This window comes from Rhizobium indicum (genome assembly GCF_005862305.2).
Classification (GTDB): Bacteria; Pseudomonadota; Alphaproteobacteria; order Rhizobiales; family Rhizobiaceae; genus Rhizobium; species Rhizobium indicum.
In genome coordinates, this window is record NZ_CP054022.1 from 689,751 (window position 1) to 712,418 (window position 22,668).

General features: G+C 61.4%; 17 protein-coding genes. 9 read left to right on the forward strand and 8 right to left on the reverse strand.

Annotated features, from left to right (window positions below; translation table 11 throughout):
- Position 1: 1 nt before the first annotated feature.
- Positions 2 to 2,038, reverse strand: a complete 2,037-nt coding sequence (locus tag FFM53_RS27590; protein WP_138388630.1) for an NADH:flavin oxidoreductase — start codon at positions 2,036 to 2,038, stop codon at positions 2 to 4.
- Positions 2,039 to 2,185: 147 nt separating this feature from the next.
- Here FFM53_RS27590 and FFM53_RS27595 point away from each other — a divergent pair, with 147 nt between their 5' ends.
- The 7 genes from FFM53_RS27595 (at position 2,186) to FFM53_RS27625 (ending at position 10,018) form a co-directional block, all read left to right on the forward strand.
- The gene (locus FFM53_RS27595) at positions 2,186 to 2,815 is read left to right on the forward strand and encodes a TetR/AcrR family transcriptional regulator (protein ID WP_138388629.1); all 630 of its coding nucleotides are present in this window, start codon (positions 2,186 to 2,188) and stop codon (positions 2,813 to 2,815) included.
- Between the two features lie 10 nt (positions 2,816 to 2,825).
- Positions 2,826 to 3,620 (forward strand): pyrroline-5-carboxylate reductase family protein, encoded by a 795-nt coding sequence (locus FFM53_RS27600; RefSeq protein ID WP_138388628.1) that lies wholly within the window; start codon positions 2,826 to 2,828, stop codon positions 3,618 to 3,620.
- 67 nt (positions 3,621 to 3,687) lie between these two features.
- Positions 3,688 to 4,689: an ABC transporter substrate-binding protein gene (locus tag FFM53_RS27605; RefSeq protein ID WP_138388627.1), complete on the forward strand. Its 1,002-nt coding sequence runs from the start codon at positions 3,688 to 3,690 to the stop codon at positions 4,687 to 4,689.
- 207 nt (positions 4,690 to 4,896) lie between these two features.
- On the forward strand, positions 4,897 to 5,784 hold the full coding sequence (locus FFM53_RS27610) for an ABC transporter permease (protein WP_138388626.1): 888 nt from the start codon (positions 4,897 to 4,899) through the stop codon (positions 5,782 to 5,784).
- Positions 5,777 to 6,856, forward strand: coding sequence for a quaternary amine ABC transporter ATP-binding protein (locus tag FFM53_RS27615; protein WP_138388625.1), 1,080 nt, complete (start codon positions 5,777 to 5,779; stop codon positions 6,854 to 6,856). The genes FFM53_RS27610 and FFM53_RS27615 overlap by 8 nt, the downstream gene beginning before the upstream one ends.
- A gap of 161 nt (positions 6,857 to 7,017) precedes the next feature.
- Positions 7,018 to 8,022: an Ldh family oxidoreductase gene (locus FFM53_RS27620; RefSeq protein WP_138388624.1), complete on the forward strand. Its 1,005-nt coding sequence runs from the start codon at positions 7,018 to 7,020 to the stop codon at positions 8,020 to 8,022.
- 994 nt (positions 8,023 to 9,016) lie between these two features.
- The gene (locus tag FFM53_RS27625; RefSeq protein WP_138388623.1) at positions 9,017 to 10,018 is read left to right on the forward strand and encodes an AraC family transcriptional regulator; all 1,002 of its coding nucleotides are present in this window, start codon (positions 9,017 to 9,019) and stop codon (positions 10,016 to 10,018) included.
- Positions 10,019 to 10,069: 51 nt separating this feature from the next.
- Here the strand turns inward: FFM53_RS27625 and FFM53_RS27630 are convergent, their stop codons facing one another.
- The 7 genes from FFM53_RS27630 to FFM53_RS27660 all read right to left on the reverse strand — a co-directional run bounded on the left by FFM53_RS27630 (position 10,070) and on the right by FFM53_RS27660 (position 20,162).
- Positions 10,070 to 10,354: a hypothetical protein gene (locus tag FFM53_RS27630; protein WP_138388622.1), complete on the reverse strand. Its 285-nt coding sequence runs from the start codon at positions 10,352 to 10,354 to the stop codon at positions 10,070 to 10,072.
- Positions 10,351 to 12,645 (reverse strand): FdhF/YdeP family oxidoreductase, encoded by a 2,295-nt coding sequence (locus tag FFM53_RS27635; RefSeq protein WP_138388621.1) that lies wholly within the window; start codon positions 12,643 to 12,645, stop codon positions 10,351 to 10,353. The genes FFM53_RS27630 and FFM53_RS27635 overlap by 4 nt, the downstream gene beginning before the upstream one ends.
- Before the next feature lie 81 nt (positions 12,646 to 12,726).
- The gene (locus FFM53_RS27640; RefSeq protein ID WP_138388620.1) at positions 12,727 to 14,655 is read right to left on the reverse strand and encodes a diguanylate cyclase; all 1,929 of its coding nucleotides are present in this window, start codon (positions 14,653 to 14,655) and stop codon (positions 12,727 to 12,729) included.
- 428 nt (positions 14,656 to 15,083) lie between these two features.
- Complete coding sequence (locus FFM53_RS27645) at positions 15,084 to 16,526, reverse strand: coniferyl aldehyde dehydrogenase (RefSeq protein WP_138388619.1); 1,443 nt, start codon at positions 16,524 to 16,526, stop codon at positions 15,084 to 15,086.
- A 21-nt stretch (positions 16,527 to 16,547) separates the two neighbouring features.
- Positions 16,548 to 17,654, reverse strand: coding sequence for an NAD(P)-dependent alcohol dehydrogenase (locus FFM53_RS27650; RefSeq protein WP_138388618.1), 1,107 nt, complete (start codon positions 17,652 to 17,654; stop codon positions 16,548 to 16,550).
- Positions 17,655 to 17,710: 56 nt separating this feature from the next.
- The gene (locus tag FFM53_RS27655; RefSeq protein ID WP_138388617.1) at positions 17,711 to 18,535 is read right to left on the reverse strand and encodes a p-hydroxycinnamoyl CoA hydratase/lyase; all 825 of its coding nucleotides are present in this window, start codon (positions 18,533 to 18,535) and stop codon (positions 17,711 to 17,713) included.
- 40 nt (positions 18,536 to 18,575) lie between these two features.
- Positions 18,576 to 20,162, reverse strand: coding sequence for an AMP-binding protein (locus FFM53_RS27660; protein ID WP_138388616.1), 1,587 nt, complete (start codon positions 20,160 to 20,162; stop codon positions 18,576 to 18,578).
- Between the two features lie 200 nt (positions 20,163 to 20,362).
- Between FFM53_RS27660 and FFM53_RS27665 the strand changes: the two genes are divergently transcribed.
- Positions 20,363 to 20,848, forward strand: coding sequence for a MarR family winged helix-turn-helix transcriptional regulator (locus FFM53_RS27665; RefSeq protein ID WP_138388615.1), 486 nt, complete (start codon positions 20,363 to 20,365; stop codon positions 20,846 to 20,848).
- Positions 20,849 to 20,970: 122 nt separating this feature from the next.
- Positions 20,971 to 22,377: an adenylate/guanylate cyclase domain-containing protein gene (locus tag FFM53_RS27670; RefSeq protein WP_138388614.1), complete on the forward strand. Its 1,407-nt coding sequence runs from the start codon at positions 20,971 to 20,973 to the stop codon at positions 22,375 to 22,377.
- Positions 22,378 to 22,668 lie beyond the last annotated feature (291 nt).

Consider the following 22,668-nt stretch of genomic DNA (forward strand, 5'->3'; position numbering starts at 1 on the left):
ATCAGATATCTTTCGCGATGCGCAGCCCGTCATAGACGGCGGCATGCGTGTTGCGTGCGGCGACGGCATCGCCGATCCGGAACAGCTGGAACTTGCCATCAGGATTGCGAATGACGGACTGGGGTTCTCCGGAAAGAAGCTGGTCGTGCGATATCTCGCCGAGATTGCTCGAGTTGGGTTTCAGCTCGAAATAGAGCTCATCGAGTGGAATGGTCCCATGGTTGACGACGATCTGGTCGAAGCTGTGCTGCCTGGCAATCCCGCCGTAATCGCTGCCGACATGGGCGACGAGCTGGTTGCCGCTCTTCTCGACGGCTTCGAGACGATAGGTGACGGTGAAGGTCACGTCATGCTTCTGCAGAGATCGCATATAGGGCACCAGGTTCATGGCCATGACCTCGGGCGCGAAGGAGCGGTCCGGCGTCATGATCTCGACCTTGGCGCCTGCCTTGGCGAGAAATTCGGCCGCCTGAAGGCCGGCATGGTCGCCGGCATCGTCGAAGATCAACACGTTGGTTCCAGGCTTAACGTCGCCGGAGATGATGTCCCATGACGAGACCACCAGCTCGTTGCCGCTGGCGAGAACCTCGGTATGCGGCAAGCCGCCGGTCGCGATGATGACGACATCGGGGTTCTCGGCCTCGATGGTATCGGCTTCCGCCCAGGTGTTGAAGTGGAAGGTGACGTCGTATTTCTCGCACTGGCTCATGCGCCAGTCGATGATGCTGATCATCTCCCTGCGGCGCTCGCTTTGGGCGGTGAGCCGGATCTGACCGCCTGGATTGCTCGCCGCTTCGAAAACGACAACCTGGTGGCCGCGTTCTCCGGCGACGCGCGCCGCTTCCAGACCGGCCGGGCCGGCGCCGACGATGACGACCTTTTTCTTGGCCTCGGCCTTCGCCACGATATGCGGCATGGTCAGTTCGCGGCCGGTGGCGGCATTGTGGATACAGAAGGCGGCCCCGCCCTGATAGATGCGATCGAGACAGTAATTGGCGCCGACGCAGGGACGAATATCGTCTTCCCGCTTTTCGATGATCTTGCGGACGATGTGCGGGTCGGTCATGTGGGCGCGGGTCATGCCGACCATATCGACCTTGCCGGAGGCGATCGCGTGGCGCGCGGTGGCGACGTCAGGGATTTTCGCCGCATGGAAGGTTGGAAAGTTGGTTGCGGCGCGAATTTCGCCGGCGAAATCGAGATGCGGTGAATTCGCCATGCCCTGGATTGGGATCACGTCGGTCAGACCCGCATCGGTATCGATGTGGCCGCGAATGACGTTCAGGTAATCGATCAGGCCGCTTGCCTTCAGGCGCTTGGAGATTTCGATGCCATCGCCCTTGCCGGTGCCGCCGGGAAGACATTCGTCGGCGGTGTAGCGCACGCCCAGAATGAAGTCGTTCCCCACCCTTTGCCGGATCGCTTTGAAGACGTCGAGACAGAAGCGCAAACGGTTATCGAGCGAGCCGCCATAGGGACCGTCGAGCTCGTTGGTAAGCGGCGACGTGAACTGGTCGATCAGATGGCCGTAGGCTTCCAGTTCGACACCGTCCATGCCGCCAGCCTTCATGCGCTCCGCAGCGTCGGCGAAATCCTTGATGATGCGCTCGATGTCCCAATCTTCCATTTTCTTCGGGAAGGAGCGGTGGGAGGCCTCGCGCTGATGCGACGGCGCCACGACCGGCAGCCAGTCGCCCTTGTCCCAGCGTGTGCGCCGGCCGAGATGGGTAAGCTGGATCATGATCGCCGCACCCTCTTCATGCACGGCGTCGGTCATTTCCCGGATCCAAGGCACGATCTCGTCCTTGTAGGCGAGCAGGTTGTTGAAGACCGGCGGGCTGTCCCTGGAAACCGCGGCCGAGCCGGCCGTCATCGTCAAGGCCACGCCGCCCTTTGCCCGCTCCACCGTATAGGCGCGATACCTCTCCTTCGGCATGCCGTCTTCCGGATAGGCCGGCTCGTGGGAGGTCACGATGATACGGTTGCGTAGCGTCAAATGCTTGAGCTGATAGGGCTGAAGAAGGGGATCGTTCGACATGGGCCGTGGTTCCGGATTAAAAACGTCAGAGGAGACGCTAAGCACAATGTACATATGTGTCAATATTGAAAACATATGGGTCGCCGTTTTCGACAGTCATGTACATTTTTCTTGTGCGCGGCTTGATAATTTGATAGGAGATAGCCCATGGATCAGGCTTTGAACGACACTGGCTGGCGCGGATCGCAGGAGGGATGGCTGGAAGCAGCTTACCACTCGCTGCTCGATTCCGGCGTGGATTCGGTGAAAATTCTGCCGCTGGCGAAGAAGCTCAACCTCTCGCGCACGAGCTTCTACTGGTTCTTCAAGGACCGGGAGGAACTGCTGGCCGGGCTCGTGGCGCGGTGGCGCGACAAAAACACTGGCAACATCGTCAAGCAGTCCGAAGCCTATGCGGAATCGCTTGCCGAGGCGATGCTCAACGTCTTCGATTGCTGGCTCAACAATGATCTGTTCGACGCCAGGTTCGAATTCGCCGTGCGCAGCTGGGCGCTGCAGTCCGACGAGATTCTCGCCGAGGTCCGGCAAGCCGATCAGCTTCGACTGGAAGCCCTCAAGCGGATGTTTATTCGCTTCGGGCTACCAGAAGCGACATCAGATGTCCGAGCGCGAACAACTTACCTCGTGCAGATCGGATACATCTCCATGCAAGCCAGGGAGGAACTCGCCGTCCGCATGAAACGGATCCCCGAATATATCGCGATCTACACCGGCGAAGTGCCGCAGCAGAGGGAGCTCGATCGCTTCTTCTCGCGGCATGGCCACAGGCCGGGTTAGGGAGAGCCGGATGAGCGCTTCCCTGAGGATCGGTATCATTGGCGGCGGTGGCTGGCTTGGCGGAGCAATCGCCGGCTCTATCCTTGATGCCGGCCTGGTCGAACCTCGAAATCTCTCCCTTTCCTATCGCAGTGAGCAGCCGCGCCGTTTCCCGAATTCTTTCCTGACCACCGACAATCAGGCGCTTGCCGACCGCTCGGACGTGATCGTCCTTTCCGTCCGTCCTGATGACTGGCATGCTCTCGATGTCGATGCCGGCGGCAAGCTGGTCATCTCGGTCATGGCGGCCATCCGCCTGGACGCACTTTCCGAGCGCCACAACACCGGTCGCGTCATCCGCGCTTTGCCGAACGCCGCCGCCGAAGTGGCCAGGTCCTATACGCCATGGATTGGCGCGAGCGATGTCACCGAAGACGACCGGGCGCTCGTCCGTGCTATTTTCGAGGCATGCGGATCTGAGGACGAGGTCGCAAGGGAAAGCGACATTGATTATCTCACGGGTCTTTCCGGGTCCGGACCGGCTTTCCCCGCATTGCTCGCCGCCGCCATGATGCGCGACGCCATCGCAAATGGCCTGCCGGCGGAGATTTCGCGGCGCGCCGTCAACACGGTGATCACAGGCGCCGGCCGCCTGCTGGAGCGCCATGACGAATGTCCCGATGACGTCGTTCAAACCTTTGTCGGCTATCGCGGCACGACTGCGGCAGCCATCGAAGGCATGCGCGTTGCCGGGTTCGACGCTTCGGTCGCTGAGGGATTATCGGCGGCATTCAAGAAATCGGTGAGTATGGGAGACGCTTCCTGACAACCGTTGGAGTGGGTCCTGCGGCGCCCCGCTCAGCAAAACCGGCCGCTAAACAGAGGGAACGAGAATGAAAAAACTATTCGCATCGACATGTCTGACGTTCGGCCTGATCGGCGGGGCGTCTTTCGCCAGCGCCGCCGAATGCGGCACTGTCACCATCGCCAGCATGAACTGGCAGAGTGCAGAGGTTCTCTCCAACCTCGACAAGTTCATCCTGAACGAAGGTTATGGCTGCGCAGCGGAAATCACCGTCGGCGATACCGTCCCGACGATCACCTCGATGGCCGAAAAGGGCCAGCCGGACATCGCGCCCGAAGCCTGGATCGACCTGCTGCCCGACGTCGTCAAGAAGGGAACGGAAGAAGGCCGGATCGTTCAGGTCGGCTCTCCGCTGCCCGATGGCGGCGTCCAGGGCTGGTGGATTCCCAAATATCTGGCCGACGCCCATCCTGACATCAAGACCATCGGCGACGTGCTGAAGCATCCGGAACTCTTCCCCGCTCCTGAGGATGCGAAGAAGGGCGCCATCTATAACGGGCCGCAGGGCTGGGGCGGCACCGTGGTGACCACGCAGCTCTACAAGGCCTTCGAAGCCGACAAGGCCGGCTTCACCCTCGTCGATACCGGCTCGGCTGCCGGCCTCGATGGCTCGATCTCCAAGGCCTACGAACGCAAGGAAGGCTGGGCCGGCTACTACTGGGCGCCGACCGCGCTGCTCGGCAAGTATGAGATGGTCAAGCTGGAAGCCGGCGTTCCGAACGACGCCGCCGAATGGAAGCGCTGCAATACCGTCGCCGATTGCCCCGATCCGAAGCCGAATGCATGGCCGGTCGACAAGATCGTCACCCTCGTTGCAAAGCCTTTCTCGGAAAAGGTCGGCCCTGAAGTCATGGACTACCTGACGAAGCGCTCCTGGAGCAACGACACGGTCAACAAGCTCATGGCGTGGATGACCGACAACCAGGCAACCGGCGAGGACGGTGCCAAGCACTTCCTCAAAGAAAACAAGGACCTCTGGACCAAGTGGGTCTCGCCTGAGGCAGCCACGAAGATCGAAGCTGCTCTCTAGAACAGGATGATTTAGGCCTGTTCGGCCTAAAATCTGAACCCTGTTCTAAGTTAAATAGTGAGAGCATGATGTCGTCCGAAAACCGCTCACACTTTTCGGCATCATGCTCTAACGCCGACTACTGCGGTGCGCTTAATGCGCACCGCCTCTCGCTGCCGATAAAATCAAAAAGACTGCCACGGCTCTTTGAAGAAAAAGGGGAACCGAATGGAATGGTTTTATAAATTCCCGCATATGGATGACGACGCCCTTCGCAATCTGAAGAAGGCGATCGATGACGGTTTTCGCACGTTTACCCGCACCTATGGCGACGCGATCGAAAGCCTCTTCTCGCCGCTGCAGCATTTCCTGATCGCCGCCGATCGCTTCATGACGCAGACGCCGTGGCCGATCATTACGGCAATCATCCTTGTCATCGCATGGTTTGCCAGCCGCAGCCTGAAGATCGTCCTCGGCTGTCTCGTCACACTGCTGTTGATCGGCTATTTCGACATGTGGGACGATACGATGCGGACGGTCTCGATGATCTTCGTCTGTACCGTGCTCTCCATCGCCATCGGCATTCCGATGGGGATATTGATGGCGCGTTCCGACCGGCTGCAGCGCGTTATCAATCCGATCCTCGACGTCATGCAGACGATGCCGAGCTTCGTCTATCTGATCCCTGTCGTCATGCTGCTCGGCATCGGCAAGGTGCCGGGACTGATCGCCGTCGTCATCTACGCCATCCCGCCGATGATAAGGCTGACCGACCTCGGCATCCGCCTGGTCGACAAGGACGTGCTCGAGGCAGCCGATGCGTTCGGAACGTCGAGTTCGCAGAAGCTGTTCAAGGTCCAGCTGCCGCTGGCGCTTCCCACCATCATGGCCGGCATCAACCAGACCATCATGATGGCCCTCGCCATGGTCGTCGTCGCTTCGATGATCGGCGTCCAGGGCCTTGGCCAGCCGGTTCTGAAGGCGATCGCCAACCAGTACTTCACCCTGGGTATTTTCAACGGCCTTGCCATCGTCGGCATTGCCATCATCTTCGACCGGGTCAGCCAGGCGTATGGCAAACGGCTCCAGAAGCATCGGGAGATCGTCCATGGCTGATCAACGTTTCGGCGGCATCAAGATCCGCCACCTCTACAAGATCTTCGGTCCCAATCCCGGCGCTCATGTCGATGCCGTCAAAAAGGGATTGTCGAAGACCGAGCTCAACGAAAAGCACGGCCACGTGCTCGGCCTGAAAGATATCAATGTCGAGATACCCTCGGGCCGCATCCAGGTCATCATGGGCCTCTCGGGTTCGGGCAAGTCGACGCTCATCCGCCACATCAACCGTCTGATCGATCCAACCGCCGGCGAAGTGCTTGTCGACGGCGTCGATGTGGTGAAAATGAACGAGACCGAATTGCGGACGTTTCGCCGGCACCAGACGGCAATGGTGTTTCAGAAGTTCGCGCTTCTGCCGCACCGGAATGTTCTCGACAATACCATCTTCGGCCGCGAAGTGCAGGGCATGGAGCGCTCGAAAGCCGTCGACGTCGCCATGGGCTGGCTGGAGCGGGTCGGCCTGAAGGGCTTCGAGAGCAAATATCCCAACCAGCTATCGGGCGGTATGCAGCAGCGCGTCGGGCTGGCACGAGCCCTCTCCAACGATGCGCCGGTTCTGCTGATGGACGAGGCCTATTCGGCGCTCGACCCTTTGATCCGCACCGATATGCAGACGGTCCTTCTCGACATTCAGAAGGAGATCAAGAAGACCATCGTCTTCATCACCCACGATCTCGACGAAGCCCTTCGGCTGGGCGACCAGATTGCGATCCTGCGCGATGGCGAAGTCATCCAGCAGGGCACCAGCCAGGACATCGTTCTGCGTCCGGCCGACGCCTACATCGCCAACTTCGTCAAGGAGGTCAATCGAGGCCGGGTCATCCAGGTCGATGCCATCATGACATCCTCGCATTCCAGTGCGGTGCCAGGCGGATTGACGATCGCATCAGGCACGACCGTAGAAGACGCCGTCCGGATCCTGGCATCGGCGGCGCACGACGATGCCAGAGTGGTTTTACCATCCGGGGAAGCATTGGGGCTTGTCACCTTCCGCCAGCTCGCGGGCGCGATGGTGAACTCGCAGGAGGTGGCTCCCCGACGCGACAGCGCCCTCTCGGTCGCACTTTAAAGCTCCAAATGCGGCCGTCTTTCCGCTTCGTTGGCGAGGCACATCGCCATCTCCGGAACTGGGAAGTCGGCCGCCTGACGCCGGGGGATCACACTGTCAAAACTCTTCCCGCATCTGTTTTCGCTGATCGGCCTGGGCGGACGAGCCGCATTGGAGCTGTGATGGCCGGGCAGAGAATAAGAATGCCGATCGACGAGCTCCGCCACCTGGCGCTCGAAGCCTGCCTCGCCTGCGGCGCCAGTCCGGCCATGGCGAAGGCGCTCGTCGATGCAACGCTTTCGGCCGCCTGCTTCGGGCGCACTGAGCTCGGCTTTCCGCATTTCGTCGATTATCTCACGAGCCTGCGCGACGGGCGGATCAACGGAGACGCCAAGCCCCGCTTCGACCATGTGCTGCCGGCCCTGATCCAGGCCGATGCGGACGGCGGTATTGCGCAGCTCGGGTTTGACCTCATTTACGACGACTTCGTAAAGCGCGTGAAAACCTTCGGCATTTCCGTCCTCACGCAAAGAAACAGCTATACCGCCGGGGAATTGGGATATTACGTCCGGCGCCTGGCTCAAGACGGGTTGATATCCATCGCCGCCGCCAACGGACCGGCCTTGATGGCCGCCGCCGAGGGCGGGGAGCCCGTCTACTGCACCAATCCGCTCGCTTTCGGCGTGCCTCTGCCGGAACCCTTGCCGCCCCTCGTCATCGACCAGGCGACGAGTGCCACGGCATTCATATCCCTTGCCGAGGCGGCAAAGGCGCAGTCGCCGATTGCGCACGGCATGGCCATCGACGAGACCGGCGCAATCACCACCGATCCGGTCAAGGCGATGCTTGGCGCTCTCCTGCCCTTCGGCGGCTACAAGGGCGGCAATATCGCCCTTATCGTCGAGATGCTCGCCGCGGGTCTTTCCGGTGCGGCGTGGTCGCTTGATGCCGGCCACTTTCTTTCGGGCGAACACCCGGTGAATGCGGGAATGACCGTGATCGCGCTATTCCCCGCGGCCGTGGATGCAGGTTTCCCGGCGCGCGCCAAGGCCCAATTGGAACGGCTGCGCTCCAAGGGAGTCCGTATCCCCGGAGACAGAGCGATGCCCGCGAGCGCCGTGGAAACCGGTAGTCTAGACGTCGACATAGGCGTGTTGGAAACGATCCGTCGCTTGTGCCCTCAGTGAGAAAATCATTGCTCAGCCCAAAGCCGAACGCATCGCACCCGGTGGCATCATGCGAAGTTCCCATCGTTGGTGCGAATTGAGAAATTGAAGATCTCTATCCACTTTCCGCAGCTCGTTGCGCAAGACAGGCGGCTTTCAAGCAAGTGCTTACCTATACATTTTGCGCAAGGTCAGTCCAGACTGCGTCACGAAAAGCCGGTTGGCCAACAATATCGGGACGTGACAATTGCTCCATAGCTGAGGAACAGTAAGATCAATCTCGACCAAGGCCATGATGGTTTACGGTCCCAAAGCCAAGCCCGTCCATCCATCACCCCCCGGATGGAAGGGATCATACATACGCACTCCATCCCGTGCGTATGCCTGCGTACCTGTCTGCCTGCCGAAGGTCCTCTTTAAGCGGTCCACTAAGACCCTTCGGCAGGCGACTGCGCGGCTCGCGAATTGGGGCGCGCTCTACAAGCTTCAGATGACGCGCATCTCGGCAAGATCGCCGCGGTTGAACCTGTGGCGTGGCGGATACAGCTGTAAAATCGCTCCTTCAGCGTAATCGTTTTATCAGCGGGTTGTCGTCATCGCCGGCAGCGTGACGTCTTGCCAATGGCCGCGGGTTCTGTCAGTTCCTGATCTGGATGGGAACTAATGCATTCAACGGGTTGGTCTTTTTGACATTTACCATGCCCGAATTCGGCCTGCATCAGCTGGCGCAAGCCGCTGATCTCGATGCCGGTATCACGCGGAGATCCACCTGCTCCGCTACAAGCTGCTGCACTCTATCCAACAATCGTCTAATATACGTCCAAGGCCGCTCATCCATGCCGTCTACAGGCTCTGATGAAGCGCCGCGGCGCAGGACGACCATCCATGACGACTGGCAAGGCTGGCAGAGGTACGTGCACCAATCCGACACTCTCGCCGGCCGCGCGTCGCGCTGGCACCTGCGAGCGGCGGAGAAGAGCATGTCGAAACAGCCACATCGAACAATGGGAGCAGGATGACGGAAAATAGCACTGCGCCATTCTCATTTCGTTTTAGCGGTTCGTCCTTCGATAATATGGTCGAAACGCTGGGGGGCGCTTTTGGCGCATTTGATGCAGAGCCTGTCGGCCGCGCCCAGGACTTCCATTGGGGATTGGATTTCTCGGTATGTGACAAAGCCGTCCTGCTCACGGGTTATCATGAGGCGGAGTTTCAGTTCAATATCGAGCCGACCGTCGATACGGCGGAGTATCTGTCGATCGTCGTGCCGCGCAGCGGCGGCATGGGGGTAACCTATGGGTCGTCCCGCATCGCCGAGGCCGGGCAAGGAAAATTGCTTCTCTATAACAATTTCGAACCCAACAGCGTCATCATGCATGGGCAATCGAACGTCATCGACGAGTTGCTGATCAACTGGCCTGTCATCCTGCAGACGATCGGCCAGACGTTCGAGATGCCGTTCAGCGGCTCCCTCGACCTGCTGCCCGAACTGGATCTGTCGAAGCCGGAAGGCCGGTTGATCGGCAATCTCACGGAAACCATCATCTTAGGCATGCGCGACGATGGCCCCTTGCTGCAGTCGCCGATCGCCATGGCGCATATGACGCAGGCGCTGGCCGATCTGGTCGTGCGCCTGGTGCCGCACCGGCTGTCGCATTTCCTTGAGAATCGCCCCGCCCTGATCGCGCCCCGGCATGTCCGCCGGGCGATCGAATTCATGCACGCCAATATCGATCAGCCGATCACCATGCCGAAGGTGGCCGAAGCCGCCGGCGTATCCAGCCGGGCGCTCGAGACCGGTTTTCGTGCGTTCAGGGGAACCTCTCCCGCCGCCTATCTGCTGACGCTTCGGCTGCGTGCCGCGCGCCAGGAACTGCTCGATCCCGAGAGCAAGGAGACCATGAAGGCCGTCTGCCTCAAATGGGGCTTCTTTCATTTCGGCCGGTTTTCGGCAGTCTATAAAACCACCTACGGAGAATACCCCTCCGACACCAGAAAGCGCGTGATGCGACGATAGCGGCCATGGCTTGCGGTGAAGAGCCGGTTGGCCGACCCTGACGCGGGGTGTTTACGCGTCGTCCCGCGGTGGCAACGTGTAATGCACTCTCATTGTCCTTAGATCCCGCTTCACGATCCGCAGCATCCCTTCGCGTTCCGCCAGGACGTTGAGTTCCCTGAGCACGAGAGAATGCGCGATCCCCAGCAGGCGCGCAAAGGCGCGGCTGTCACGCGCAATCCCCAGATCCGCGGCGACCAGGAGACCGGCCTGGATGGATGTCAGCTTGTTATCCCTGCCTTGCGCCGCAGCGACGAGAGCGAGAAAACGATCGACGTCGGAGGCCTCTTCGCTCACGCGGCTTTTCGCTGGCGGAAGGACACCATGATGGATTTCGAGGTGGGCGTATCGCTTTCCGTACCTGCGCTGCCAAGCGGCACGAGCACGTTCAGTTCGGGATAGTAGCCCGCGATGCTTCCTCGCGGAATGTCATAGGGCACAAAGCGGAAATTCTCAGCGATGCGCTCGATACCGTCATCATGCTCGCCGACCACGTCGACCCGGTCACCGGCCTCGGCATTCATCGCCGTCAGGTCGGCTGGGTGAATGAAGATAACCTGCCGCTCCCCGTAAACGCCGCGGTATCGGTCATCGAGACCATAGACCGTCGTATTGTATTGATCGTGCGATCGGAACGTCTGCAGGGCGAAACGCCCCTCGCCCTTTCGCGCCCGTTGATGCACCGTCTCGTCGGGAAGCGCTTCGCAAGAAAATGACGCCTTGCCTGCCGGCGTATCCCACTCCCTGTGGGCGGCCGTATTGCGCAGGTGGAAACCGCGCGGCTTGCGCAGGCGCATATTGTAGTTTTCGAAGCCCGGAATGGTCGCCTCGATATGATCGCGGATGCGGTCGTGGTCGTCGGCGAGTTCTGCCCAGTCGACCACGGCGGAGCCGACCGTCGCTTGTGCAATGCCGGCAATGATGGCGACTTCCGAGAGGAGATGCGGCGAAGCCGGGCGATTGATGCCGGCGGAACCATGCACCATGCTCATCGAATCCTCGACGCTTATGAGCTGTGAGTTGCCTGCCGCGTTCAGATCCATCTCGGTGCGCCCGAGGCACGGCAGGATGAAGGCCGCCTCCCCGGGCATGAGATGCGAATGATTGGGTTTGGTGGCGATATGCACCGTCAGCTTCAGCCGCCGCAGCGCCTTTTCAACGAGTGCGCTGTCGGGCGTGGCGCGGGCGAAATTGCCGCCAAGCCCGATGAAGGCCTCGGCCGAGCCATCGAGCATCGCGCCGATCGCGGCAAGGACATTGTGGCCATGTTCGCGGGGAACGGTGAAGCGGAAGTGCTTCTCCAGCGCATCGAGGAAATCGTCCGATGGTTTTTCATTGATGCCGACGGTGCGGTCGCCCTGCACGTTGGAATGGCCGCGAACCGGGCAAAGGCCGGCACCCGGCCGGCCGATATTGCCGCGCAGGAACATGAAGTTGGCAATCTCGCGGATCGTCGCCACGGAATGCAGATGCTGGGTCACGCCCATAGCCCAGGTGCAGATCACCCGTTCGGCGTTGATATAGACATCGGCCGCCCGTTCGATCTGCTGCCGGCTCAGTCCCGATTGGTCCTCGATCTCGGCCCAGCTGGTCGCCTCGACCGCTGCCCGGTATTCTGCAAAACCCGCGCAGTGTTCGGCGAGAAATGCGTGGTCGAGAACGGAGGGCAGACCGGCGGCGACGGCGGCGTCTTCCGCAGCCAGCACGGCCTTTGCCATCCCGCGCACCGCGGCCATGTCGCCGCCGAGCTGCGGCTGCAGATAAAGGCTGGCGATATCGGTCGAACCGCCGCGCAGCATCTCGACCTTGTCCTGCGGATCGGAGAAGCGCTCCAGGCCGCGTTCGCGGATGGGATTGAAGACGACGACACGCGCGCCGCGGATCGCCGCCCGGCGCAAGTCGCCGAGCATCCTCGGATGGTTGGTGCCCGGGTTCTGCCCGATCACGAAGATCGCGTCGGCCTCTTCGAAATCCTCCAGCAGCACGGTGCCTTTGCCGACACCGACCGCCTGGCGCATGGCGATGCCGCTCGCCTCGTGGCACATGTTGGAGCAGTCGGGAAAATTGTTGGTGCCGTAGACGCGCACGAACAGCTGGTACAGGAAGGCGGCCTCGTTGCTCGCCCGGCCCGACGTATAGAATTCCGCCCGGTTGGGGTTATCGAACCCCCTCAGGATAGCGCCGATCTCGGCAAAGGCATCCTGCCACGCGACCGGCAGGTAACGGTCGCTCACCGCATCGTAGCGCATCGGATGGGTCAGGCGGCCGTTGAGTTCCAGTTCGTAGTCCGTCAGCTGGCGAAGCTGCGACAGCGTGTTTTCCGCGAAGAAGGCCGGCGTGGCCCGCTTCTCCGTCGCCTCCCAGGCGACGGCCTTCACGCCGTTCTCGCAGAACTCGAACGACGATCCGTGCTCCGGATCGCCCCAGGCGCAGCCCGGGCAGTCGAACCCATCCGGCTGGTTCGCCTTCAGCATCGTCCGCGCCCCTGAAATCGGCATGCCGCTTTGAAGCAAACGCTTCCCGCAGCTCTTCAAAGCGCCCCAGCCGCCGGCTGCCGCCGATTTCTTACGAATGAATTTTGTGTCCATGCGCCCTGTATTGTCGAAGCGGGGAAAACATCAAGGGCGCACGCGCGATGGCTCGATAGGAAAAACCTATCAAGGATTCGTCTAACCGACGTCCTTGATGGCGTGCCGCTCCTCGGGCGAATGTGCCAGGATGCGATTGCGGCCTTGCGTCTTGGCGTCGTAGAGCGCGGCATCGGCCTCGCTCAGGAGGCGGTTCGGGTTGATCCTCAAGGTGGCTCCCGTCGCACAGGATATGCCGATGCTGGCGGTCACCCGGCCGAATTCGCTGCCGGTATGAACGATATTCTCCTGGCTTAGGAGACGCGCGAACTGTTCGGCAACGATCATCGCCCCTTTCGCACTGGTTGCAGGCAGCAGAACCACGAATTCCTCTCCGCCGTAGCGTGCGACGATGTCTGCCGGGCGGCTTACGGACTGGCGCAGGCACCTGCTGACGACACGCAGGCATTGGTCTCCGGCGGGATGACCATAGGTGTCGTTATAGGCCTTGAAGCGGTCGATATCGACCATCAGAAGGCTGAACGGCGTGTTTTTCCTGGCGCTGCCTGCGGTCTCGCGGGCGAAAGCCTCGTCGAAGGCCCGGCGGTTGACCATGCCGGTAAGTCCATCGGTCTCGGCGAGGGACTTCAGTTGCTCGGCCGACAGCCGGAGGGCGATTTCCGCCTGCTTGGTCGCCGTGATGTCCGAGACGACGGCCATCGCTGTGCCGTCTTCCGCTAACCTTGTCCGGATGCTGCGCCAGTCGCCGTTGTGAAGCTGAACCTCTTCGTCCTTGTTGCTGTGCAACGTAGCACTGACGGACCTGATCCACTCTTCGCGGTCAGCGTCCGGGATACCGGTGCGCTCGCCGGTTTCGGCAACACGGCGAAGGATGTCGCTGATATGGGCGCCAACCACGCGAGCGTCCCCGGATAGCGGAAAGGCGGCGCGATACTGATCGTTGCAAAAAACGAGGAAACCCTTGCTGTCGTACATGGCGATGCCATCGGACATGCCGGCCATCGCATGCGACAGCAGGTTCTTGCTCTTGCGCAATTCCCGCTCCAGGGCAGTCCGCTCCGTCACGTCACGCGTGACGCCGGCCAGGCCGATCACCCGTCCCTGCCTATCCTTCAGCGGCACCTTGGAGGCGAGCAGGTATCTGTCTTCGATACGCTCGACGGAGTCGATCAGGGGCACACCGGTGTCCATGACCTGCTGTTCGAGATAATAAAATTCTTCGGCGCGCGGCCGCGAGATAAGATTGAAATCCGACAATCCGGTCATCTCCGCCGTGGTTCTGAAACGAAAAAGGCGGATCATATTTTCATTGACGGTGATGAACCGGCTGTTTCGGTCCTTCACGTAGAGATAATCGGGCGACTGCGAAAATGCGGTTACCAGGATGCTTCGCTCCAGCTCCCATTGTTGCGTCTTCAACAGAACGAAACCACACAGCACCGTCGCCAGGCAGTTCAATACCGTCATCGGCAGACCGATGATGGCCAATACGCGGGCGTGCACCAGGGTGGGAAGCACCGCCATCAAGACAATAAGTGCGCCGCCGAGCGCGAGGCTCAGCAGCGCAACGTCCAAGAGCTCGGGAGATCTCTTGCGGATCCAGACATTGGCAGCCAGGCCGATACCGGTCGCGACAGCAATTGCGATCAGACCGTCGATCATTGCGGCGCCGCCGACCCAGAAGCGGAAGACCATCGCCAGCGACGCCGCAAAGGCGGCCGCGATCGGTCCGCCAAACATGCCCGCCAAAGCAAGCGGCGAAAAGCGGATGTCGATATAGATGCCGGGATTGACTTCGACGGCCAGCAATATGGACCCGATGGAGGCGCCGCCCGCTATGATTCCGAAGGCGATTTTTTCTTGTATGACCGAGCGACGCTGAAATTGGATCGAGAAATGCGCCCAGAGCGAAATCGCCAGGCACACGAATGACAGGTTGCCACCGAATTGCGTCCAGATGCCATTCACTGCGTTGGATCCACCTTCCAATACATGTACCGAACCAATCATAGGGCAACACTGGTTTGAGCTTCGTTAAATCACAGACCCATCAGGCTATATTCGTCAGCAGGTGCGTCTCCAGGCCGATCGACAGCAATACGGCGACAGGAAAGCGGGCGTCCGCCGCAACGATGAGGTATGGGCAGAGAGGCCTGCTGCCAGATTTGACGACATGAGAAATACGCGAAATCGGAATTGAAAGGTCATGCTCCAGGACGGCAGGAGACATCATGTCCGCAACGCCCTGCGGTTCAACGGCTAGCAGCCGAAGCATAAGGCATGTTTAACAACAGCATCCTCTGCGTCTGGACATGGAGCCTGATGACACAATCTAGCGTTATCCGGATAAGCCTGCGCAATCGGGCCATTCGTTGCAAGCAGCCATCCCATGCCGTCAGCAGCCGCAGCTGCCGACGGCATCGTCCGATGCTTCTCTCTTACTTGCAGATCGCCGCCGCCAAAAAGCCGCGCATCGCCTCGCCATAAGGCGGCCGCATCATGTATTCCGCTTCCACCATCTTGCTCTGGTGATAGACGGCGCGCGGATGCGAGAAGGCGAGGAAGCCGAACTTGCCGTGATAGGCTCCCATGCCCGAATGGCCGACGCCGCCGAAGGGCAGGCCTTCCGCCGTGACGTGGCTCATGCAGTCGTTGACCGTCACCCCGCCGGAGGTCGTGTTGTCGAGGACGCGAGCCTCCTCCTGCTGATCCCTGCTGAAGTAATAGAGAGCGAGCGGGCGCGGCTTGGCATTGATACGGTCGATGACGTCGGCAATATCGCGATAGGGAAGGACCGGCAGCACGGGTCCGAAGATTTCCTCCTGCTGCACGCGCATGTCTTCCGTGGGGTCGAGGATCAGGGTCGGAGGCATGCGGTGGGCCGATTGCTGGGAGAAATTCTCTGCCGCCGGGTTGATCTCGACGATCCTCGCGCCCTTGGCCCTGGCATCGTCGATCAGGCCCTGGATGCGGGCGTGATGGCGGGCATTGACGATCGAAGTGTAATCAGGATTTTCCTTCAGCGCCGGATACATCGCGCCGACCGCCGCGACCGCGTGGCCGGCAAAGGCCTCGACGCTTTCCTCGGGCACATAGACATGATCAGGCGCAAGGCAGATCTGGCCGGCGTTCAGCGTCTTGACGGTCATGACGCGGCGCGCCGCGTCTGCGAGGTCGGCTGAGCGGCCGACGATGACGGGCGACTTGCCGCCGAGTTCCAGCGTCAGCGGCGTCAGGTTTTCCGCCGCCGCGCGCATGACATGATGGGCGACCGCGGTTCCGCCGGTGAAGATCAGATGGTCGAAGGCAAGTGACGTAAAGGCCGTGCCCGTCGCCGGTCCGCCCTGAACGACTGATATTTCCGTTTCGTCGAAGGCGCCGGCAATGAGTTCCGCCATCAAGGCGGCCGAGGCCGGCGTCACCTCCGACGGCTTGATCATGGCGCGGTTGCCGGCGGCGAGAATGCCGGCAAGCGGCGCAAGGGCGAGCTGGTAGGGGAAATTCCAGGGGCTGAGAATTCCGACAACCCCCTTCGGCTGATAGACCACTTCGGCCACCGCGTCCGGGAACAATGCCTCGTGCTGCTCGGGCCTCAGCCATTCGGCGAGATGGGCCTTGGCATATTTGAGCGAACCGACGCAGGTAAAGACATCGAGAAGCAGGCTCGCCTCGACGCTGCGGCTGCCGAAATCGTCTGACAGGGCAGAGGCAATCGCATCCTTATGGTCGACGAGAAGGGCGATGACGCGGTCGATGCGATCGGTGCGGGTCTCAATGCTTGGCGGCCCTTCCCTCAGGAAAGACGCCCTTTGCCGGTCAAGCAGCGCCTTCATGGCATCGGAGCTGGTATCGGTGGTAATGATCGGGGTGACTGTGTTCATTGTTTCCTCCCTTGAACGGTGTCAGACGGCCGGCTGGCACACGACCGGTTTCAGCACGATGCCCTTTTCCGAATCCTCCACCGCCTGGTTGATGTCGGCGAAATCGTAGAAGGTGATCAGCCTGTCGAAGGGGAAGCGGCCCTGCCGATGCAGATCGATCAACAACGGGATCAGCACGTCGGGATTGGAATCACCCTCGACGATGCCGCGGACCCGGCGCCCGCCGGACAGGATATGGGTGAGGTCGAGCGTCAGCGTCGCGCCATGGGGCGAGGCTCCGACGATGCCGCAGGTGCCGCGCGGCGCCAGCACCCGCACGCACTGGTCGATGACCGCGGGCACGCCGGAGGCATCGATCGAATAATCGACGCCGGCGCCGGTCAGCGCCATGATCACGGCAACCGCGTCGCTCGCCTTGCCGTTGACGATATCAGTTGCGCCGAGTTCCGCTGCAAGTGCCAGCCGCGTCTCGTTGACGTCGACGGCGATGATCCTGGAAGCGCCGACGATCCGCGCCGCCATCACGGCGGCAAGACCGACGGAGCCCATGCCGAAAACCGCGAGCACTTTACCCGGCTCGACCTTCAGCGCATTCATGACCGCGCCGGCGCCGGTCTGGATGCCGCAGGCGAGCGGCCCGAGCAGCGCCAGATCCGCATCATCAGGCACTTTCACGATATTGCGTTCATGGCACAGCGCGTGGCTGGCGAAGGAGGATTGCCCGAAAATATTGCCGTGAACCCGCTCTCCCTCGCAGGAGAGCCCGCTCGAACCATCGGCGCGCGCACCGAAGAAGTTGCGCGGGAAGAATTCGTGGCAATAGGTCTCCTCGTGATCGTTGCAGCTCGGGCAATGACCGCAGGAATTGAAGGTCATGACCACGTGATCGCCGGGCTTGACCTTGGCAACGCCCGGCCCGACACGCTCGACGATACCAGCACCTTCATGGCCGAGCACGACCGGCTGCGGCACCGGCAGGTGCTGGTCACGCATGACGATATCGGTGTGGCAGACCCCTGTCGCCACGACGCGAACCAGGATTTCACCCTCGCGCGGCTCCTCCAGATCGAGCCTTTCCAGCGAAAACGGCGTATGCGGCGCACGCGCCACCGCAGCATGGATCTTCATTGTTTCCTCCTCCCAATGATCGGCTCGTCAACCCGCCCGGCGAGCCGGGCTCGCCCTCAGCGGTCGCGCTTATAGGCGCCGAGCCCCGGCTGATAGGTCTTGTCGTCGAGGAACTGTTTCAGCCCCTCGTCGCGCCCCTTGGTCTTGTCGAGAAACAGCATCTGCTCCAGCTTGGCGTAGATGTAATCGTCGGCGAGATCCCATGGCAGGTTGCGCACCCGCTTGTAGGTGTCCTTGGCGGCCTTCAGCGTCACCGGGTTCTTTTCGAGCAGGCTGGCGCAGATCTTGCGGACCCGGCTTTCAAGCTCTGCCAGCGGCACCGCCTCGTTGACGAGACCCATTTCCGCGGCCTTGCGCCCGCCGAACAGTTCGCCGGTCATGATGTAATAGAGAGCGTCGCGATGGCGCATCACTTCGGCGACCGCGCGGGTGACGTTGCCGCCTGGCAGAATGCCCCAGTTGATCTCGGAGAGGCCGAAATTCGCCTCCTCGGCGGCGATGGCGAGATCGCAGGACACCAGCGGTGTGAAGGCGCCGCCGAAGCACCAGCCGTTGACCATGGCGATCGTCGGCTTTTCGAAATACATCAGCCGGCCCCACCAGTTGCCGGACTGGCGCCGCGCCTTCAGCGTGACGTCACGTGGCTTGTCGTCATTGTCGCGGAAATATTCCTTCAGATCCATGCCGGCCGACCAGGATTCGCCGGCGCCGCGCAGGACGAGGACGCCGCAGCGCTCGTCGCCCTCGAGCTCGTCGAGCACTTCGAGCATCCTGATATTCAGGGCCGGGTTCATCGCATTGCGCTTTTCCGGACGATTGAGGGTCACGAAGGCGATGCCGCTGTCGAATTCGACCAGAACCGGCGATTTGTCTTCAGTCATGAGGTTACTCCATGGGTTTCGGCGTGATGCCGGGGCCGCTTCACAGGGCCTGTCGTTGAAGGGTTTCGTCAAAATGGAACTGGCGCAGGACATGTTTCTGCACCTTGCCGGAGGCGGTGCGGGGAATGGTCTCAACGAAGAGGATGCGGGCCGGACGCTTGAAGGCGGCGAGCCTTGCCGCGCAATGGCCGGCGATCTCATCGCCCGTTGCCGCAGCACCCGGCCGCAGCACGACATAGGCGAGGCCGCATTCGCCCCATCGGATATCGGGAATGCCGACGACCGCGGCCTCGAGAATATCGGGATGGCTAACGAGTGCTGCTTCGACCTCGGCGGGATAAACATTCTCGCCGCCGCTGATGTACATGTCCTTCAGCCGGTCGACGATGCGATAGAAGCCGTTCGCTTCGCGGCGGCCGAGATCGCCGGTGCGGTACCAGCCGTCGGTGAAGGCGGCAGCGGTTTCCTGAGGCTTGTTCCAGTAGCCCGGCGTCACCGCCGGCCCGCGCAGCCAGAGTTCGCCGATCTCGCCGTCATCGACCTCGCGGCCGTCCTCGCCGACGATACGAATGTCGAGCAACGGCGCCGGAAGACCGACGCTGCCGGGATTGTCCTGCACGGCGCGCCGGTCGATCGGCACGTGCAGCACCGTTCCGGCCTCGCTCATGCCGTAACCGTTGACCAGCGCAACGCCGTCATCGAGATAGCTTTCGATCAGCGCCTGCGTCAGCGGCGCGCCGCCGACGAAGAGCGCATGCAGGCCGGCGAGCGCGGCGGCGCTATAGGCAGGGTCGTTGCGCAAGGCGAGCGCAATCTGCGGCACAGCGAAATAGTGAGTGATGCCACGCTGCCGGTCGGCAAGGGCTGCGAGCGTGCGCGCAGGCGTGAAGCGGTCGGAGATGACGAGCGTGCCGCCCAGCATCAATGTGGTGCGCGCCACCGCGATCAGGCCGATCGTGTGGAAGAACGGCAGGTCGCACAGGGCGACGGATCTCGGCCCGATTTCTCCGACGACGGAAAAATTGATGGCGGCGAAAAAGGCGTTGCGGCGGGTGATGACGACGCCCTTCGGCTGTCCCGTCGTGCCGGAGGTGTAGAGAAGGACGCAGGGTCCATCGGCATCGGCCGGCAACGGAGCGGCCGGAAGGCTCGCCTCGATCCGCGCGGCGAACCCGGCCGGGCCGGCGGCCGTCGATATCACCGCCATCTCAGGATCGGCGCTCACAAGGCTGGCGACGGTTGCCGCGAACTCCTCGTCGTGAACGAGCAGAGCCGGCGCACAATCGGCAAGGATCGGCCGAAGCTCCGCGGCGTTGAGGCGCCAGTTGAGCGGCACGTAGATGGCGCCGGCACGCTGGCAGGCAAAGGCAAGCACGATCGAATCCATCGAGTTGCGCGCCAGCATGGCGACACGCGCCGCCTCGCGGCGCGCTCCGAGCACATCGTTCAGAAAGCCGGCGCAGCGGGCGATCCGCGCGTCGAGCTCGGCATAGGTGAGCTGCCGGCCGGTGGCAATCTCGAACAGAGCCCGACGGTCCGGTGCGACGCGGGCGCGGTAAAGGATTGGATCATCCGTCACCAGTCCGCAATCCGCCGACGAAGCCATCCCGGAAAAGGAATGCGCCATTTTCTCCTCCCATGCCCACCGCTCCCCGCGGCAGGCATCAAATTTGTATGCAACACATACTAATATCTTTTTCCTGCGATGCAAGAGCCTGTTTAAGGCAAATCCGATCGCGCGAATGGCGCACGGAAATCCGCATTGCGGATATTGACTAACCCGCTGATTTTGATGGTTATGGCGCCTGGACGAGGCGAGAACGAACGATGGCCACAAAACCACCGCAGGACGATTTCGAGGGCGAAGATGCGCCCGCAACACCGGGCCTCGATGTCGGCCGGCTAGGCGATCTGCTGGGATTTCATCTGCGCATGGCCCATGTTGCGATCTATCGTGACTTCGCCGAAACCATGGAGGAGCTGGCGCTGACGCAGAAGCAGCTGGCGGTGATGGAACTCGTCGCCGGCAATCCGGGCGCATCGCAGATCGACCTTGCCAATACGCTCGGCACCGACCGGGCGACGATGATGGCCCTCGTCAACCGGCTGGCAGCCCGCGACCTGATCGAGCGCCGCCCCTCCGCGGCCGACCGCCGCCGCCAGGAACTTCATCTGACGAAGGCGGGACGCGCAATGCTCGCACGGGCGCGTGAGCTGATCGACAAGCATGAGCAGCGTTTCGTCGAGCTGTTTTCGCGCGACGAACTGGATGCGTTGCTGACGGCGCTGAAGCGGATATACAAGGGGAACTGAAACCCGCTTCACTTGGGAAGCAAGCAGCATCCAAGCCTTTAGATTTCTATTGGCTAACCCCCGTGTTATGATCCCCATCCTGGCGTCGTCCGCCGTGGGTTCTGCACACGGAGACTTGTCTGATGAGCGAAGTGGACGTACTTTTTGCCTCCCTGCGACAGGCGGCTGACCCGCGGACGGTCGAGTGCATCGAAAACGTCGTCATGCATGGCTCGGATCGTGAGCTCAATCGCATCAATGCACTCGCTTTCGCCGATCAGCACGATCTCGACCAAGAGAAAACCATCGCCGCGTTTCTGCATGCAGCCCGCATAGGCGCGTTCGAAATGACCTGGAATGTCCTTTGCCCAGGGTGCGGCGGCGTCCTCGACAGCGGCGCAACCCTCAAAACAGTCGTCCACGAGACGTATCATTGCGCGCTCTGCGCGGCCGGATACGAGCCGACCCTCGACGAGATGGTCGAGGTCACGTTCACGGTCAGCCCGCGCGTGCGCAGGATCGCCGCCCACGACCCCGATCGGTTGCCGCCGCTTGAGTACTACCGGCAGATCTTCTTCAGCTCCGGGGTCGACCTGCCTGACGATCTCGAAGCGAGGTTTTCGCGCATCCAGCTGGAGATGATCGAGTTGGCTCCGGGCGAGAAGGCTTTCGTCTCCCTGCAACTGCCGGCGCAGTTCGTCATCATCTTCGATCCGGTCACACACTCGGCGCAGTTCATCGACGTGCAGGGCGAGCCCACCGACGAACGTCAAACCCTCTCGATGATCATCAGTCGGACGCATGCACTGAACGAAACGCTGACCCTTCGTCCGGGCTCACTGCGGCTGACCCTCGAGAACCACACCGATCGCCGAGTGGTGCCGAACGTCTGCATCGCAGGCGACGAGCTGCACGACCTCTTGGGCCGCAGGCGGGCTTTCCTGACAGCCAAGCGTCTGCTGACGAACCAGAGCTTCCGCGACATCTATCGGACCGACACGCTCGACGTCGACCAGCGCCTCAAGATCACCAGCCTGACCTTCCTCTTCACCGACTTGAGGGGCTCGACCGCGCTTTACGAGCGCGTCGGAGATCTTGCCGCTTTCGATCTGGTGCGAGCGCATTTCCGGGTTCTTCACGAGATCGTCGCCACAGAGGCCGGAGCGGTCGTCAAGACCATTGGCGATGCCGTGATGGCGACCTTCCCGAGCCCGGACCGTGCGGTGGCCGCGGCAATCAGGATGCGTGAGGCGATGCTTCAGCTGAATGCCGAACACGGCAGCGACGATCTTCTCCTGAAGATCGGCATCCATGAGGGACCATGCCTCGCAGTCAACCTGAACGACCGGCAGGACTATTTCGGCCAGACCGTCAATATCGCTTCCCGCGTGCAGGGCCTTGCCGATCCCAATGTGATCATGATGACGGAGGCGATCGTTGGGGATGCCCAGGTTTCAGAGATCCTCCGCGACAGCGGCATCACTTCGGCTTCGCGGATGGCGGAACTTCAGGGCATCGGGCGGGAAGTGAGGATTTTTGCGCTGTCGTGAGTTTGGTCTGCTCTTCGGCGTCAAGCCGACTTTAGCAGTTTCCGCTGACGGTCCTTAGCGAACCTTTTCGTTATCGAAGGATCAGGCCGATTTGTGCCCCATGTCGGTTGTAAGCGGGTGCGTTGCTTTTCCTGAAAGCTGACGCGGATCGCGAAACTCTGCGATCTCTTTGCGACAACGAGAGCTGTCGCGCTAAGCCTTATACCACCGGCAAAAGGCAACTGTGGAGGACAAAGCTGCATGAGACTTTCGTCGAGTCGATCTAACTGTGCGATCCCACCAGCCTAACCG

Bases quoted from the DNA above. Each gene is read 5' to 3' on its own strand.
- FFM53_RS27590 (WP_138388630.1), bottom strand. From the start codon at position 2,038: ATGTCGAACGATCCCCTTCTTCAGCCCTATCAGCTCAAGCATTTGACG.
- FFM53_RS27595 (WP_138388629.1), top strand. From the start codon at position 2,186: ATGGATCAGGCTTTGAACGACACTGGCTGGCGCGGATCGCAGGAGGGA.
- FFM53_RS27600 (WP_138388628.1), top strand. From the start codon at position 2,826: ATGAGCGCTTCCCTGAGGATCGGTATCATTGGCGGCGGTGGCTGGCTT.
- FFM53_RS27605 (WP_138388627.1), top strand. From the start codon at position 3,688: ATGAAAAAACTATTCGCATCGACATGTCTGACGTTCGGCCTGATCGGC.
- FFM53_RS27610 (WP_138388626.1), top strand. From the start codon at position 4,897: ATGGAATGGTTTTATAAATTCCCGCATATGGATGACGACGCCCTTCGC.
- FFM53_RS27615 (WP_138388625.1), top strand. From the start codon at position 5,777: ATGGCTGATCAACGTTTCGGCGGCATCAAGATCCGCCACCTCTACAAG.
- FFM53_RS27620 (WP_138388624.1), top strand. From the start codon at position 7,018: ATGGCCGGGCAGAGAATAAGAATGCCGATCGACGAGCTCCGCCACCTG.
- FFM53_RS27625 (WP_138388623.1), top strand. From the start codon at position 9,017: ATGACGGAAAATAGCACTGCGCCATTCTCATTTCGTTTTAGCGGTTCG.
- FFM53_RS27635 (WP_138388621.1), bottom strand. From the start codon at position 12,645: ATGGACACAAAATTCATTCGTAAGAAATCGGCGGCAGCCGGCGGCTGG.
- FFM53_RS27640 (WP_138388620.1), bottom strand. From the start codon at position 14,655: ATGATTGGTTCGGTACATGTATTGGAAGGTGGATCCAACGCAGTGAAT.
- FFM53_RS27645 (WP_138388619.1), bottom strand. From the start codon at position 16,526: ATGAACACAGTCACCCCGATCATTACCACCGATACCAGCTCCGATGCC.
- FFM53_RS27650 (WP_138388618.1), bottom strand. From the start codon at position 17,654: ATGAAGATCCATGCTGCGGTGGCGCGTGCGCCGCATACGCCGTTTTCG.
- FFM53_RS27655 (WP_138388617.1), bottom strand. From the start codon at position 18,535: ATGACTGAAGACAAATCGCCGGTTCTGGTCGAATTCGACAGCGGCATC.
- FFM53_RS27660 (WP_138388616.1), bottom strand. From the start codon at position 20,162: ATGGCGCATTCCTTTTCCGGGATGGCTTCGTCGGCGGATTGCGGACTG.
- FFM53_RS27665 (WP_138388615.1), top strand. From the start codon at position 20,363: ATGGCCACAAAACCACCGCAGGACGATTTCGAGGGCGAAGATGCGCCC.
- FFM53_RS27670 (WP_138388614.1), top strand. From the start codon at position 20,971: ATGAGCGAAGTGGACGTACTTTTTGCCTCCCTGCGACAGGCGGCTGAC.